Origin of the sequence: Rhizobium sp. PvP014 (assembly GCF_017876855.1) — a bacterium.
GTDB lineage: Bacteria > Pseudomonadota > Alphaproteobacteria > Rhizobiales > Rhizobiaceae > Neorhizobium > Neorhizobium soli.
Genome location: NZ_JAGIOT010000002.1, coordinates 1363152 through 1376615 on the forward strand (window position 1 = coordinate 1363152; position 13464 = coordinate 1376615).

The 13464-nt window shown below is 60.7% G+C and carries 12 protein-coding genes; 1 reads left to right on the forward strand and 11 read right to left on the reverse strand.

Annotation, left to right across the window (positions count from 1 at the left end):
• Window positions 1-213: 213 nt before the first annotated feature.
• From ftsZ to J3A65_RS11245, 4 genes are all read right to left on the reverse strand, one after another.
• Window positions 214-1974, reverse strand: a complete 1761-nt coding sequence (gene ftsZ, locus J3A65_RS11230) for a cell division protein FtsZ (protein ID WP_209901252.1) — start codon at window positions 1972-1974, stop codon at window positions 214-216.
• 82 nt (window positions 1975-2056) lie between these two features.
• A complete protein-coding gene (gene ftsA, locus J3A65_RS11235; RefSeq protein WP_062581091.1) occupies window positions 2057-3388 on the reverse strand; it encodes a cell division protein FtsA in 1332 nt (443 codons plus the stop codon).
• Window positions 3385-4305 (reverse strand): cell division protein FtsQ/DivIB, encoded by a 921-nt coding sequence (locus tag J3A65_RS11240; RefSeq protein WP_062456190.1) that lies wholly within the window; start codon window positions 4303-4305, stop codon window positions 3385-3387. Before J3A65_RS11240 ends, ftsA begins: the two co-directional genes overlap by 4 nt.
• The gene (locus J3A65_RS11245) at window positions 4293-5219 is read right to left on the reverse strand and encodes a D-alanine--D-alanine ligase (protein ID WP_062456188.1); all 927 of its coding nucleotides are present in this window, start codon (window positions 5217-5219) and stop codon (window positions 4293-4295) included. Before J3A65_RS11245 ends, J3A65_RS11240 begins: the two co-directional genes overlap by 13 nt.
• A gap of 393 nt (window positions 5220-5612) precedes the next feature.
• Here J3A65_RS11245 and J3A65_RS11250 point away from each other — a divergent pair, with 393 nt between their 5' ends.
• The gene (locus J3A65_RS11250; protein ID WP_062456185.1) at window positions 5613-6917 is read left to right on the forward strand and encodes an MFS transporter; all 1305 of its coding nucleotides are present in this window, start codon (window positions 5613-5615) and stop codon (window positions 6915-6917) included.
• A gap of 79 nt (window positions 6918-6996) precedes the next feature.
• Here J3A65_RS11250 and J3A65_RS23480 read toward each other — a convergent pair whose 3' ends face one another.
• From J3A65_RS23480 to murD, 7 genes are read right to left on the reverse strand one after another with little or no spacing between them, the layout of a single operon-like run.
• Window positions 6997-7119, reverse strand: coding sequence for a hypothetical protein (locus tag J3A65_RS23480; protein WP_280141282.1), 123 nt, complete (start codon window positions 7117-7119; stop codon window positions 6997-6999).
• Complete coding sequence (locus J3A65_RS11255; protein ID WP_209901254.1) at window positions 7116-7382, reverse strand: hypothetical protein; 267 nt, start codon at window positions 7380-7382, stop codon at window positions 7116-7118. The genes J3A65_RS23480 and J3A65_RS11255 overlap by 4 nt, the downstream gene beginning before the upstream one ends.
• Window positions 7383-7387: 5 nt before the next feature.
• Window positions 7388-8362 (reverse strand): UDP-N-acetylmuramate dehydrogenase, encoded by a 975-nt coding sequence (murB, locus tag J3A65_RS11260; RefSeq protein WP_113110663.1) that lies wholly within the window; start codon window positions 8360-8362, stop codon window positions 7388-7390.
• A gap of 1 nt (window position 8363) precedes the next feature.
• Window positions 8364-9773 (reverse strand): UDP-N-acetylmuramate--L-alanine ligase, encoded by a 1410-nt coding sequence (gene murC / locus J3A65_RS11265; RefSeq protein WP_062581099.1) that lies wholly within the window; start codon window positions 9771-9773, stop codon window positions 8364-8366.
• Entirely contained in the window at window positions 9770-10894 is a 1125-nt protein-coding gene (gene murG / locus J3A65_RS11270; protein WP_209901256.1) for an undecaprenyldiphospho-muramoylpentapeptide beta-N-acetylglucosaminyltransferase, read from the reverse strand. Before murG ends, murC begins: the two co-directional genes overlap by 4 nt.
• Window positions 10895-10898: 4 nt before the next feature.
• Window positions 10899-12053 carry a putative lipid II flippase FtsW gene (gene ftsW, locus J3A65_RS11275; RefSeq protein WP_062456173.1) on the reverse strand — a complete coding sequence of 385 codons (1155 nt, stop codon included), beginning with the start codon at window positions 12051-12053 and terminating at the stop codon, window positions 10899-10901.
• Window positions 12054-12055: 2 nt separating this feature from the next.
• Window positions 12056-13462 (reverse strand): UDP-N-acetylmuramoyl-L-alanine--D-glutamate ligase, encoded by a 1407-nt coding sequence (gene murD / locus J3A65_RS11280; protein WP_209901258.1) that lies wholly within the window; start codon window positions 13460-13462, stop codon window positions 12056-12058.
• Between the last annotated feature and the right edge of the window lie 2 nt (window positions 13463-13464).

The window sequence follows — 13464 nt, forward strand, 5'->3', positions numbered from 1 at the left end:
GCCACCAACCCGCAGAATGACGCGGTGTTAGGACTCAAGGCACAAACGCGGACGTCTACCGGTAACAACCTGAATTAAGGCAACTTTTCCGGAGGTCCAGGACAAAATCCTTAACGCCTCAGGCGTCCGGATACACAAAGCCCGGGTGCAACGACCCGGGCTCTGCAGACATTTGTTGAACGCCGCGCGCTGACGCTGCGACGCTCCCACAAATCAGTTCGACTGACGGCGAAGGAATGCCGGAATTTCGAGCTGATCGTCGTCATGCTGCGAGCTCTGCGGTACCGAACGACCGTGATCGTCGAGGTTGCCGCGACGCGGTGCGTAGAGGCTTGCCTCAGGCGACAGCGGACGGCGCTGCTGCTGAGCCGGTGCCGGAGCGGCGGCCGGTTCGACATGCTCTTCTTCATCACGACGGCCAAGCGAGTTGGTGATTCGCTTCAGAAGACCCATCGGGCCGCGCTCTTCCTGCACATGGCTGGCAGGCTGGGTGCGGTGATCCATCTCGGCCTTAACGACCGGCGGGAAATCCTCGACCTTCGGCATGCGGACCGGTTCCATGACGGGTTCGCGGTAGACAGGCTCCTGCTGAACCGGCTGTGTCATGCGTGGTGCTGGCTGCTGCGTCATCTGCGGAGCCGGGCGCGAAACCTGCGGAGCGGCTTCAACCGGTGCAGACTGTGCGAACAGACGGCTCTGCGGACGGAATGCCTCTTCGGCCGGCGGCTGCTGCTGCATGACTGGCTGCGGCGCGGGCGCTGCAGGCTGCTGCATGACCGGCTGCGGGATAGCCAGTTCGCGTTCCATGTCGGCTTCGGCCTGGCGGATGGTCTCGGCGATCGGATCGACAGCCTTGGGAGCCATTGGCGCAGGCGCTGCGGCCTGAACCGGTGCCTGCATCATGACAGGCTGCTGTGCGGCCGGAGCCGGAGCAACGGCCGCCGAAGGACGGATAATCGGCTTCTGGGCTGCGCGCATTTCAGCGGCACGCAGGTCGATTTCGCCATGGGCGCGGTCGATGCCGGTGGCAACGACGGAGACGCGGATGATGCCTTCCAGCGCTTCGTCGAAGGTTGCGCCGAGGATGATGTTGGCGTCCGGATCGACTTCTTCGCGGATGCGGGTTGCCGCTTCGTCGACTTCGAACAGTGTGAGGTCGCGACCACCGGTGATGGAGATCAGCAGGCCCTGTGCACCCTTCATCGAAGTCTCGTCGAGCAGCGGGTTGGCGATAGCAGCTTCCGCTGCCTGCATCGCACGGCCCGAACCCGAAGCTTCGCCGGTGCCCATCATCGCACGGCCCATTTCGCGCATCACGGAACGAACGTCCGCGAAGTCGAGGTTGATGAGGCCTTCCTTGACCATCAGGTCGGTGATGCAGGCAACGCCCGAATAGAGAACCTGGTCGGCCATGGCGAAGGCGTCGGCAAACGTCGTCTTGTCGTTGGCGATGCGGAATAGGTTCTGGTTCGGAATGACGATCAGCGTGTCGACCGACTTCTGCAGTTCCTGGATGCCCTGTTCGGCAAGCCGCATGCGGCGACCGCCTTCGAAGTGGAACGGCTTGGTAACAACGCCAACCGTGAGGATACCCTTGTTGCGGGCAGCCTGTGCAACGACTGGAGCAGCACCGGTGCCGGTGCCGCCGCCCATGCCGGCGGTGACGAAGCACATATGCGTTCCGTTAAGATGATCGATGATCTCGTCGAGGCATTCCTCAGCGGCAGCGCGACCGACTTCCGGCTGCGAACCTGCGCCGAGACCTTCGGTGACCTGCACACCCATCTGGATGATCCGCTCGGCCTTGGTCATGGTCAGCGCCTGGGCATCGGTATTGGCAACGACGAAATCGACGCCTTCCAGCCCTGCGGTGATCATGTTGTTGACGGCATTGCCGCCGCCGCCGCCGACGCCGAAAACGGTGATCCGAGGCTTCAGCTCGGTAATATCAGGCTTTTGAAGCTTGATCGTCATTGTACCTGTCCTTCTTCTCGTGGCCGCATTGCCGAGCTGGCCAATTCATTGCAACTTCTCTGATCCGGGAGCAGAGCCCGGGTCAAAAACTTTCCTTGAGCCATTGCCCGACACGGGCGAGACGGCCGTTTCCATTTCCGAGCGAGCCGATCAGGCCGCTCTGGGATGCATGTGTTTCGAGGTCCGCGACCTGCGGGTAGATCATCAGTCCGACGGCCGTCGAAAAGGCCGGGCCCTTGGCGGCAGCCGGCAAGCCGGAAATGCCCATCGGACGACCAATACGAACATTGCGGGCCAGAATGTGACGGGCTGTCTCCGACAGGCCGGTCAACTGGCTGGCACCGCCCGTCAGAACCACGCGCTTGCCGACGATCGGGCTGAAACCGGATTTCTGGATCCGGTCACGAATCAGTTCCAGCGTTTCTTCGATGCGGGCCTTGACGATCCGGGTCACGAGCGAGCGCGGAACCTGGGTCGGCTGGTCGCGGTCGTCCTCGCCGATCGGCGGAACCGAAATCATGTCGCGGTCGTCTGCGCCGTTGGAGACGGCCGAGCCATGCACGACCTTCATCCGCTCGGCATCCTCGATCCGGGTCGAAAGACCACGTGCAAGGTCAGTGGTGACGTGATGGCCACCGAGGCCGATCGCATCCGTATGAACGAGCTTGCCCTCGGCAAACACCGAAATTGTTGTCGTGCCGCCGCCCATGTCGATCGCCGCACAACCCAGTTCGACTTCGTCGTCGACAAGTGCTGCAAGGCCGCTGGCATAGGGCGTTGCCACCATGCCCTCGACGGACAGATGCGCCCGGTTGATGCAGAGCTCGAGGTTGCGCAGCATCACGCGCTCGGCGGTGACGACATGCATATCGACGCCCAGCATATCGCCGTACATCGCCAGCGGATCGCGGATCCCGACTTCGCCATCCAGCGTGAAGCCGGTCGGCAGCGAGTGAAGGATTGCGCGGTCCTGGCGAGCCGACTTCTGGCTGGCTGCGACGAGAACACGCTTCAGATCGGCCGATTCGACTTCCTGTCCACCGAGGTCGATCGATGCCGTATAGACGTCGCTGGTCAGACGACCAGCCGAAACATTGACGATGAGGCTGTCGACCGTGAGGCCGGCCATGCGCTCTGCAGCGTCAACCGCAAGACGGACGACGCTTTCCGCCGCATCGAGATCGCCGATGACGCCGGACTTGACGCCGCGCGAACGCTGGTGGCCGATGCCGATGATCTCGACATGATGGGTCCGACCCGGCAGGATCTGGCTTTCCTGCTTTGGCGTCAGCCGCGCAATCATGCACACGACCTTGGTCGAGCCGATGTCGAGCACCGAAACGATGTGGCTGCGCTTGGAAGACAGTGGCTTCATGTGCGGAAGCCCGTAATTGGAAGAACCGAATACACTCACGTCTCTCCTGCCTTCTTCAACGCCTTCGTGCGTGCCTCGACTGCCTCGTTGCGGCGTTCGGTGGCGGCAGAAGTAAGTTCAACGGTTGTGCGGTCGTGCAGGCGAAGATCGACGGCAGCGATGTCACGCTCCAGGATCCGTTCTTCCTTTTCCAGACGAGCCAGCACGCTGAGCGCGGTCTCGACCTGGGTTTCCGGCAGCTTGAGTACAACGCCGTTGTCGATGTGCAAATCCCAGCGACGACCGGCGACGCGAACATAGGCCTTCACCCGCGAGCGAAGCTCCGGCCACGCAGCCATCTGATCGACGAAAGCGGATGCGGCCTTGTCTGCTTCACGACCCACGAACAGCGGCAGGGAAGCGAACTTGCTGTCCCGCAGCGGCGCGATGATGGAACCGTTCTTTTCGATCAGAGCGAGATCCGAACCGTTCTGCCAGATCCCGAAAGCTTCGCGCTCCTTGAGCATGACTTCGATGGTGCGCGGATAGACTTTGCGGACTTCGGCATAGCGAACCCAGGGAAGCTCGGACAGCTTGCGGCGCGCCTGATCGACGTCGAGAGCGACCAGCGAGGTCGTTCCGTCGAGACCGAGAAGCTGCAGGATGTCGATTTCCGAGGTCTGGTCATTGCCCGAGACGCGAACGTCTTCGATGGCGAAACCGACGGCCGCTGTCGTCGCCTGAGCAACCGTCTGGGCATGGCCGCCGAGCGACATTCCGTAGAGGCCGACAACCGCGAAGAAACCGAAAGTCGCGAACGTGCCGGTATGATCAGGGATATGGATGCGGCCCGTCGCAAGGCTCAAGCCGAAGCGGACGACGCGGCGCAGTGGACGCGGCAGTACACGACGCTCTTCAGCGCCGAGATAGTTTGCCCGGCCGTGATCGTCAGCTTTTTTGCTATTCAACGCAAACACGACGCGTCCTCCACCATCCAACGGACGAGACCACCAAAAGTATGACCAGCATGAACAGCCATCTCAGGCACAAGCGAGGTCGGCGTCATCCCGGGCTGGGTGTTGATTTCGAGCCAGATGACTTCGCCGTCTTCGGAAAACCGGTCGTCGAAGCGAAAGTCCGAACGACTGACGCCACGGCACCCCATTGCCCGATGCGCCTCAAGCGCCAAGGATTGAATTTTTTGGTAAATATTTGGTGAAATTTGTGCGGGAATGACGTGGCTCGAACCACCGACGGCATATTTCGCATCGTAGTCGTAGAACGCATCACCGTTCGGGATGACTTCCGTCACACCCAGCGCCACGTCGCCCATGACGCCGCAGGTCAGCTCGCGGCCATAGACATAACGCTCGACCATCACCTGGCTGCCGTATTTCCATTCCGGCGAGGTAATGATCTGCGGCGGGTGAGACTGGCCTTCCTTGACGATGACGACGCCGAAGGACGAGCCTTCGCGCACCGGCTTGACGACGTAAGGCGTGGCGATCGGATGCTCATTGGTAAATTCATGGCGATCCATGACCTTGGCTTCAGCAACAGGAATACCGGCAGCCTTAGCCACGTGCTTTGCCTGCTGCTTGTCCATCGCGAGAGCGGAGGCCAGAACGCCGGAATGCGTATAGGGGATCTCGAGATATTCGAGCACGCCCTGGATGGTGCCATCTTCACCGAAGGGACCATGCAGCGCATTGAAGGCGACATCCGGGCGCAGGCTGGCAAGAACCGCTGCGACATCACGATCGACATCAACCCGCGTCACCTTGTAACCCTCGCCTTCCAAAGCCTCAGCACAGGCGTTGCCGGAAGACAGGCTGACCGGCCGCTCGGAGGAAAACCCTCCCATCAATACAGCCACATGCATGTCGTTCATCAACCACTCCCGGAAAAGGGCTTTAGGCTTAAGCGACATCGCTTGCGCCAAACTTGTACGACCAACGATTCTTTCTCAGATCTGATCGCCAGGCTATTGGTGCACCAAAATGGTTAACAAATCGTTTACTTTCCTTAATGGGAGAACCCAACAGGCTGAAATTGAAGCACAAATTAGATTTTGAAATGGTTAATGCAGGACTTGAGGTCGCATGGTACCGCACGGGACATGGAGCTCGAACAGCTGCTCGAGCGCGGTAAGATCGCAATGGATCAGGGGTGAAAACGTGCCGTTTATTGCGCGTTTTTTGTTTTACTCGTCAGAAAACTGCTGTATGTCGCAGCCGGTACTCCTAGAGAGCCGCATATTTAAATCTCCTGAATTGGAATCAGTATGACAAACGCGACGCCTCCCGCTTCGCCGTCAGCTGAGCCGTTAGCGCATGTTGCAATGAATTCTCCTGCACGCGTCCTGACGGCCAGCCTGGTCGGCACGACGATCGAGTTCTTCGATTTCTACGTTTACGCGACGGCTGCGGTCCTCGTCTTCCCGGCGCTGTTCTTCCCCAACAGCGATCCGACGACCGCACTGCTTGCCTCGTTCGCAACCTTCTCGATCGCATTTTTTGCCCGCCCGCTCGGTGCCGTCGTGTTCGGCCATTTCGGTGACCGGATCGGACGCAAGACAACGCTGGTTGCCGCACTTTTGACCATGGGCATTTCCACCGTGATCATCGGCCTGCTGCCGACCTATGAGACGATCGGCGTGGCAGCACCGCTGCTTCTGGCGCTTTGCCGTTTCGGCCAGGGCTTTGGCCTCGGCGGCGAATGGGGCGGTGCTGTTCTGCTCGCGACCGAAAACGCACCTCCTGGTAAGCGCACCTGGTACGGCATGTTCCCGCAGCTTGGCGCGCCTGTCGGCCTGTTCCTGTCTTCGGGCGTGTTCTGGATCCTGCTGCACTTCATGTCGCAGGAAGCGCTTCTGTCCTGGGGCTGGCGCATTCCGTTCATTGCATCGATCCTGCTGATTGCCGTTGGCCTCTGGGTACGCCTCTCGATCACCGAGACGCCAGCCTTCCAGAAGACAATCGACAAGCAGGAGCGGGTCGAGATCCCGGTCGTGGAACTGTTCCGCACGCACAAGCGCAGCCTGGCGCTTGGCACTTTCGTGGCGCTTGCAACCTTCGTGCTGTTCTACATCGGCTCGGCCTATCTTCTGTCCTACAACGTCAAGATCCTGAAGATGCCGTTCCTCGATGCGCTCGAGGTGCAGTTGCTCGGCTCGATCGTGTTCGGCATTTTCATTCCGATCGTTGGCAAGCTGGGTGACCGCTACGGACGCCGCGAGATGCTGATCGTGACGACGGTGCTGATCGGGCTGTTCTCGTTTGTCCTGCCGGCACTGATGACCAATGGCGAAGGCATGATCTTCCTGTTCGTCGTACTGGCGATGGTGCTGATGGGCATGACCTATGGCCTGATCGGAACGGCACTGGCCGCTCCCTTCCCGACCGCGGTCCGCTATACGGGCTCGTCGATCACCTTCAACCTCGCCGGCATCTTCGGCGCGTCGCTCGCGCCCTATATCGCAACCTACCTCCAGGCCAATTACGGCATGGCCTATGTCGGCTACTATCTCGGCATCGCTGCCGTGATCACGCTGGTCTGCATCCTCCTGTCGGGCAAGGACGAGGTCTAAGCTAAACCGGAATCAAAATGACAAAAAAGCCCGCGAAGTCTCTGACTTCGCGGGCTTTTCGTTGTTGACCTGTCATGCCCTATTCGCCGGCATGCGGCGGCCTGCGCCGCTCTTTCCACTTTTCATAAGCCATCCATACCAAAGCAATGCCTGAAATGCTCAAAGGCAGGATGTAAAGATAGAAAGCTGCAGCGAAATTCATGGCCTCAGTTTTCCCAACATAAGCTGTGCAGCGAAATGTAGTACCAATGCGGTGAAAATCCAAGCCGTGGTCGAGGCAACGATTGATACCGAAATACCAAACGTGACGCCGTTATTGGACATCGATGCGATCGGAGCAATGAAGCCGGCCGCAGCGGACGCGCTGGAGAGCCTGTCCAGCGCGTTGGCGCGGAGTTTGGTCCGTTCGTTGTGGACAAGAAGGAGCTTCCGCTCCTCCTTTCCAAAATCGAACGGGTCGCTCATGTCAGCTACTCCGTCGTCGCACCCTGGAAGGGCCGCACTTCCCGGCCCGGCATGAAGATACCGAGGCGCTTGATCTCCCACTCCAGCTTGATGCCCGATTTGTCGAACACGCGCTGGCGCACCATCTCGCCGAGATATTCGAGATCATAGCCGGTGGCATGGCCGATATTGATCATGAAATTGCAATGCAGCGACGACATCTGGGCGCCACCGTTCATCAGACCGCGGCCGCCGGCCTCGTCGATAAGGCTCCAGGCGGAATGGCCTTCCGGGTTCTTGAAGGTAGAGCCGCCGGTCTTTTCCTTGACCGGCTGCACGGTCTCGCGGTGCTGGCGAACAGCGTCCATGTCGGCGCGGATCTTGGCACGGTCCTCCGGGTACCCTTCGAACACCGCATGGGTGAAGATCAGGTCCTTGGAAGCCGATGAATGGCGGTAGCTGTATCCCATGTCCTCGTTGGAAAGCACATGCTCGTTGCCCTCGCGATCGACGGCATGGACTTCGACCAGCCGCTCGGCAGTCTCCCCGCCATTGGCGCCGGCGTTCATCCGCAGCGCCCCGCCAATCGAACCCGGTATGCCGTAGTAGAAGGCAAACCCGCCGATACCATTGTCCATCGCCATCGCAGCGAGGTGCTTGTCCGGGCAGATAGCACCGGCCTTGATCCGGTTGTCACCCATGAGATCGAGCTGGCCGAACCCCTTGGCAGAGAGACGGACCACAACGCCCGGAATACCACCATCACGCACCAACAGATTGGAGCCGACGCCGACAACGGTCAAAGGGACCTCTTGCGGCAGCATCTTGAGGAAAGTCGCGAGATCCTCGGCGTCATGCGGCTGGAACATCAGCTCGGCAAGTCCGCCCGCCTGGAACCACGTGACACGGTCCATCGGTGCGTTCGGCGTCAGACGACCACGCAAGTTCTTGACGCCGTCCCCGAGTGACGTCAGCAGCTTTTCCCCATTTACTTGTTTCATTCTACTGTCCCGAAAATCTCTCAAGTTCCTTCGGCAACGACGCAGCCCATTGCGTGATGTTGCCTGCCCCCAGAAGCACCACGAAATCCCCCGGCTTCGCAATGCCGGAGACGATCGAAGCCAGTTCGCTCGGAGAGGTCATGTAACGCGCGTCGCGGTGGCCGCTCGATTTGATCCGCGACACCAGCGATTCTGAATTGACCCCTTCGATCGGATCTTCCCCCGCGGCATACACCGGCGCAAGGATGATACTGTCGGCATCGTTAAAACAATTCGCAAAATCGTCAAACAGGCTCGACAACCGGGAGAAACGGTGCGGCTGGTGGACGGCGATGACACGCCCCTGGCATGCCTCGCGCGCTGCCTTCAGCACGGCCTTGATCTCGACCGGATGGTGACCGTAATCGTCGAAGATGGAAACGCCGTCGACAGTGCCGGTCAGGGTGAAGCGGCGCTTGACGCCGGAGAAATTCGCAAGACCCTTGCGGATATTCTCTTCCGATATCCCGAGCCGGTTTGCGACGGCAATCGCAGCCGTTGCGTTGGAGATGTTGTGGCGGCCCGGCATCGGCAACACCAGATCCTTGAAGGTGAAGATCCGACCGGTGCGACGGCGACGGATTTCCACGTCGAAGATCGACTTGGTACCCTCCATGCGGATGTTCGAAAACCGCGCATCGGCCTGCGGGTTCTCCCCGTAGGTCACGACCTTGCGGTCCTCGATCTTGCCCACCAGAGCCTGCACTTCCGGGTGATCGAGGCAGAGAACGCCGAAGCCGTAGAAGGGCACGTTCTCGACGAATTGCCGGAAGGCCGCTCGCACCGCGTCGAAATTGCCGTAGTGGTCCAGATGCTCGGGATCGATATTCGTCACAACCGCGACGTCGGCCGGCAGCTTCAGGAAGGTACCGTCCGATTCGTCGGCTTCCACCACCATCCACTCGCCCTCGCCCATGCGGGCGTTGGTGCCGTAGGCGTTGATGATGCCGCCGTTGATGACGGTCGGATCGAGATTGCCGGCTTCGAGCAATGCCGCGACCATCGAGGTCGTGGTGGTCTTGCCATGCGTGCCGCCGATCGCGATCGCATTGCGGAAGCGCATCAGTTCCGCCAGCATTTCCGCGCGCCGGACGATCGGCAGCGATTTTTCGCGCGCAGCAACCAGTTCCGGGTTGTTCTTCTTGATCGCTGTCGAAACGACCACGACTTCCGCATCGCCGAGGTTTTCGGCGGTATGGCCGACGAAAACCGGGATACCCTTGTCGCGCAGGCGCTGCACGTTGGCGCTATCGGCCTGGTCGGAGCCCTGAACGTTGTGGCCGAGATTGTGCAGCACTTCGGCGATACCGCTCATGCCGATCCCGCCGATGCCGATGAAATGAACGAGGCCAATAGCCTTCGGCATCTTCATGCCCGTACTCCCTTGAATTCTGCAATATTTTTACGTTCAGCAACCGCGGTGACGAGGTCTGCAAGTGCGATCGCCGCATTGGGCCGACCTGCCCGCTTGGCGGCTGCCGCCGTCTTTTCCAGCCGCTCCGGCTCATTCATGGCAGACGATATCATCGCCGAGAGGCGTTCCGGCGAAAGCTCGGACTGCGCCACGACCTCGGCTCCGCCGGTCGCAACGAGCGCCGCCGCATTGGCCGCCTGGTCGTGATCCAGAGCATAGGGATAGGGCACCAGAATGGACGGTCGCCCGATCACCGAGATCTCCGATACCGTCGATGCACCCGAGCGGCACACCACGAGATGCGCCGCCGCAAGACGCTCGGCCATGTCGGGGAAGAACGGCGAGATTTCTACCTTTGAATTCAGCTTGCCGAAGCACGAGCCGACGCGGCCCTGATCCTCGGGGCGTGCCTGCTGTGTCACAACCAGCCTGTCCCGCTCGAATTGATCGAGAAGGCTCAAGGCTGTGGGCACGGCAGACGAGAAGAACTGAGCGCCCTGGCTACCACCGAACACGACGAGCCGGAACGGATCAGTTCCCCGCGACGCGACGTAGGGCACGTTTGCGGCTTCCAGAACCGCGGGACGCACGGGATTGCCGGTCGTTACGGTCTTTGCCGCGTATGTGCCGGTCGTTTCGGGAAGAAACCCTCCAGCGATCGCCTGCACCCTCGAAGCCAGCGCCTTGTTGGCGCGGCCCATCACAGCATTTTGCTCATGGATGATCGTCGGCACGCCCATGCCGGTCGAGGCCATCAATGGCGGGACTGTTGGATAGCCACCGAAGCCGACGACCGCGATCGGCCGCAAACGCGATATCAGCTTGCGCGCGGCGCGAAGACCGGTCCAGAGCTTCCAGGCATTCCGCGCCATCGCGATCGGATTTTTCGATCCGAACGTCGCCGACGGTACGACATGAATCTCGTCTGCCGGAAACTTGCCCGCAAAACGCTCGGCGCGGCTGTCGGTCACCAGATGCACGGAAAAGCCCCGTGCTTTCAGCTCGTGACCCAATGCTTCCGCAGGAAAAAGATGACCGCCGGTTCCCCCGGCGGCTAACAGAATAATGCCCTTGCTCATATACCTACTCCGCGGGAACTCCGGACGCGACGCGGAACAAGCTGCGTTCCTGCGCGCGCCGTTCCGGCCGGTGACGTGTGAGTGCCAGAATAAAACCAGCTGTCACACATATGGCGATCATCGACGATCCGCCATAGGAGATCAACGGAAGCGTCATTCCCTTGGCCGGCATCAACTCGAGATTGACGCCGATATTGATCATCGACTGTATGCCGATCTGCAGCACAAGGCCGGCGACGGCAAAGCGGTTGAAGTCGTTGCGCTCGTTGAAGGCATGCTTGAGGCCGCGCAGCACGATGAAGGCGAAGATTGCAACAAGCGCCATGCAGAAGATGATGCCGAATTCCTCGGCCGCGACGGAGAACACAAAGTCGGTGTGACTGTCGGGAAGGATCCGCTTGACGATGCCCTCGCCCGGGCCCTGGCCAAACCAGTTGCCGCGCACGATCGCCTCATGCGCTGTCTCCACCTGGAAGCGGTCGCCTTCGCCGGTCAGGAACTTGTCGAAACGGGCCGTCACGTGCGGCAGCATGTAATAGGCCGCAAGAAGACCGCCGACACCGACACCGCCGAGCAGAACGATCCAGAGCCACGGCATGCCGGCCATGAAGAACATGCCGCCCCACACGATGCTGGTCAGGATCGTCTGCCCAAGGTCGGGCTGCGCGACAAGAAGGGCCGCGACGATGCCGAACAGGATGATGGCGAAGAGATTGCCCGGAATTTCAGGCTGCCGTGCGTGCTCTGAAAACAGCCAGGCGCAGACCACCACGAAGGCGGGCTTCATGAATTCGGACGGCTGGATGGACAGCGCGCCAACACCGATCCAGCGCCGCGCCCCCTTGACCTCGACGCCGAAGAACAACGCCAGAACCATCGCGGCCAGCGAAAGAGCAAGAAGCACGATTGCGGTCCTTCGTACCTGACGCGGGGTCAGGAACGACAGGCCAATCATGATGGCGAGTGACGGAATGAGGAAAACCGCATGGCGTTCGACGAAGTGGAAGTCTGAGAGACCGATGCGCTGGGCAACGGCTGGCGATGCCGCAAACGACAACATGAACCCGATGCCCATCAGCATGATAAAGGCCGCCAGGAAAAAACGGTCGATCGTCCAGAACCAGTCTGCGAGCGGTCCACGGTCTGCGCGGCTTACCATATTCAGTTTCCTTTTCCGGTATCGACCAGCATGTCCACACTGTCGAGAGCTGCGACGAGTGCGACAAACGCATCGCCGCGCACTTCGAAATTCTTAAACTGATCAAAGCTGGCGCATGCCGGCGACAACATCACTGCCGACGAAACAGTGTCGGCTGCCGCATCTGCGGCTGCATGGGTAACGGCCCGTTCGAGCGTGCCCGAAATTTCGTAAGGGACCGTGTCTCCAAGAGTTGCTGCGAATGCCGGTGCTGCTTCTCCAATCAAATAGACTTTTGTTATATTCTGGAAGAGTGGTGCGAGGCTTGCGATGCCGCCTTCCTTGGGAAGACCGCCCGCAATCCAGTAGATCCGCTCATAGCTGGAAAGCGCAGGGGCCGCGGCTTCGGCGTTCGTTGCCTTCGAATCATTGACGAAAACAACATGGTCCCGTCTCCCGACCGGCTGCATGCGGTGCTTGAGGCCCGGGAATGACCGCAGACCGGCGCGGATGTCATCGGCAGACACGCCGACCGCCAGGCAGGCTGCAATCGCCGCTGCCGCGTTCTGAGCATTGTGGCTGCCCTTCAACGTCGGGATGCCATCGAGGTCGACTAGCGCAGACGAAACGCCACCATTCATCTCGATGAGCCGGGTTGTCTCGGCATAGATACCATCGGCGACCGCATTACGCTTGGAAATGCGACGAACCTTGACGCCTGTGCGCTCGACCCGGTCGGCGATCAGCGTCGAATAGCTGTCGTCGACGCCGATGACGGCGGTCTTCGCCCCAGCAACCAGTCGCTCCTTGATGTCGGCATAGTGCTGCATCGTGCCGTGACGATCGAGATGGTCAGGTGTGAGGTTGAGCACTATGCCGGCCGTGGGATTGAGCGTCGGGGCCAGATCGATCTGGTAGGACGAGCATTCGACGACGTAATAGCGTTCGGCCTTCGGCGGATCGAGCGTCAGGATCGCCGTCCCGATATTGCCGCCCAGCTGCGTGTCGCGCCCGCTTGAGCGCAGGATATGCGCAATCAGCGCCGTCGTGGTCGACTTGCCGTTGGTGCCGGTGATGGCGATGAACGGGCAGTCCGGTGCATGCGCCCGGCGCTCGCGCACGAAAAGCTCCACATCACCGATGATCTCGACGCCGGCAGCACGCGCCAGATCGGCGCTCCAATGCGGCTTTGGATGGGTCAGCGGAACGCCCGGAGACAGAACGAAGGCCGCCTGCGCGCTCCAGTCGATGGTTCGCAAGTCCGCCGTCTCGATGCCGGCAACGTTTGCCTTGGCGACGCTGTCAGGATTGTCGTCCCAGGCCAGAACCGTGGCACCGCCGGCAACCAGCGCCTGCGCGGTCGCCAGCCCCGAACCACCGAGACCGAATAGTGCGACACGTTTTCCGCTGAACGTCGTGACCGGGATCATCG

What these genes read in the sequence shown, in the direction of transcription:
- ftsZ (WP_209901252.1), bottom strand. Translation starts at nt 1,974, where the DNA reads ATGACGATCAAGCTTCAAAAGCCTGATATTACCGAGCTGAAGCCTCGG.
- J3A65_RS11245 (WP_062456188.1), bottom strand. Translation starts at nt 5,219, where the DNA reads ATGAACGACATGCATGTGGCTGTATTGATGGGAGGGTTTTCCTCCGAG.
- J3A65_RS11250 (WP_062456185.1), top strand. Translation starts at nt 5,613, where the DNA reads ATGACAAACGCGACGCCTCCCGCTTCGCCGTCAGCTGAGCCGTTAGCG.
- J3A65_RS23480 (WP_280141282.1), bottom strand. Translation starts at nt 7,119, where the DNA reads ATGAATTTCGCTGCAGCTTTCTATCTTTACATCCTGCCTTTGAGCATT.
- J3A65_RS11255 (WP_209901254.1), bottom strand. Translation starts at nt 7,382, where the DNA reads ATGAGCGACCCGTTCGATTTTGGAAAGGAGGAGCGGAAGCTCCTTCTT.
- murB (WP_113110663.1), bottom strand. Translation starts at nt 8,362, where the DNA reads ATGAAACAAGTAAATGGGGAAAAGCTGCTGACGTCACTCGGGGACGGC.
- murC (WP_062581099.1), bottom strand. Translation starts at nt 9,773, where the DNA reads ATGAAGATGCCGAAGGCTATTGGCCTCGTTCATTTCATCGGCATCGGC.
- murG (WP_209901256.1), bottom strand. Translation starts at nt 10,894, where the DNA reads ATGAGCAAGGGCATTATTCTGTTAGCCGCCGGGGGAACCGGCGGTCAT.
- ftsW (WP_062456173.1), bottom strand. Translation starts at nt 12,053, where the DNA reads ATGGTAAGCCGCGCAGACCGTGGACCGCTCGCAGACTGGTTCTGGACG.
- murD (WP_209901258.1), bottom strand. Translation starts at nt 13,462, where the DNA reads ATGATCCCGGTCACGACGTTCAGCGGAAAACGTGTCGCACTATTCGGT.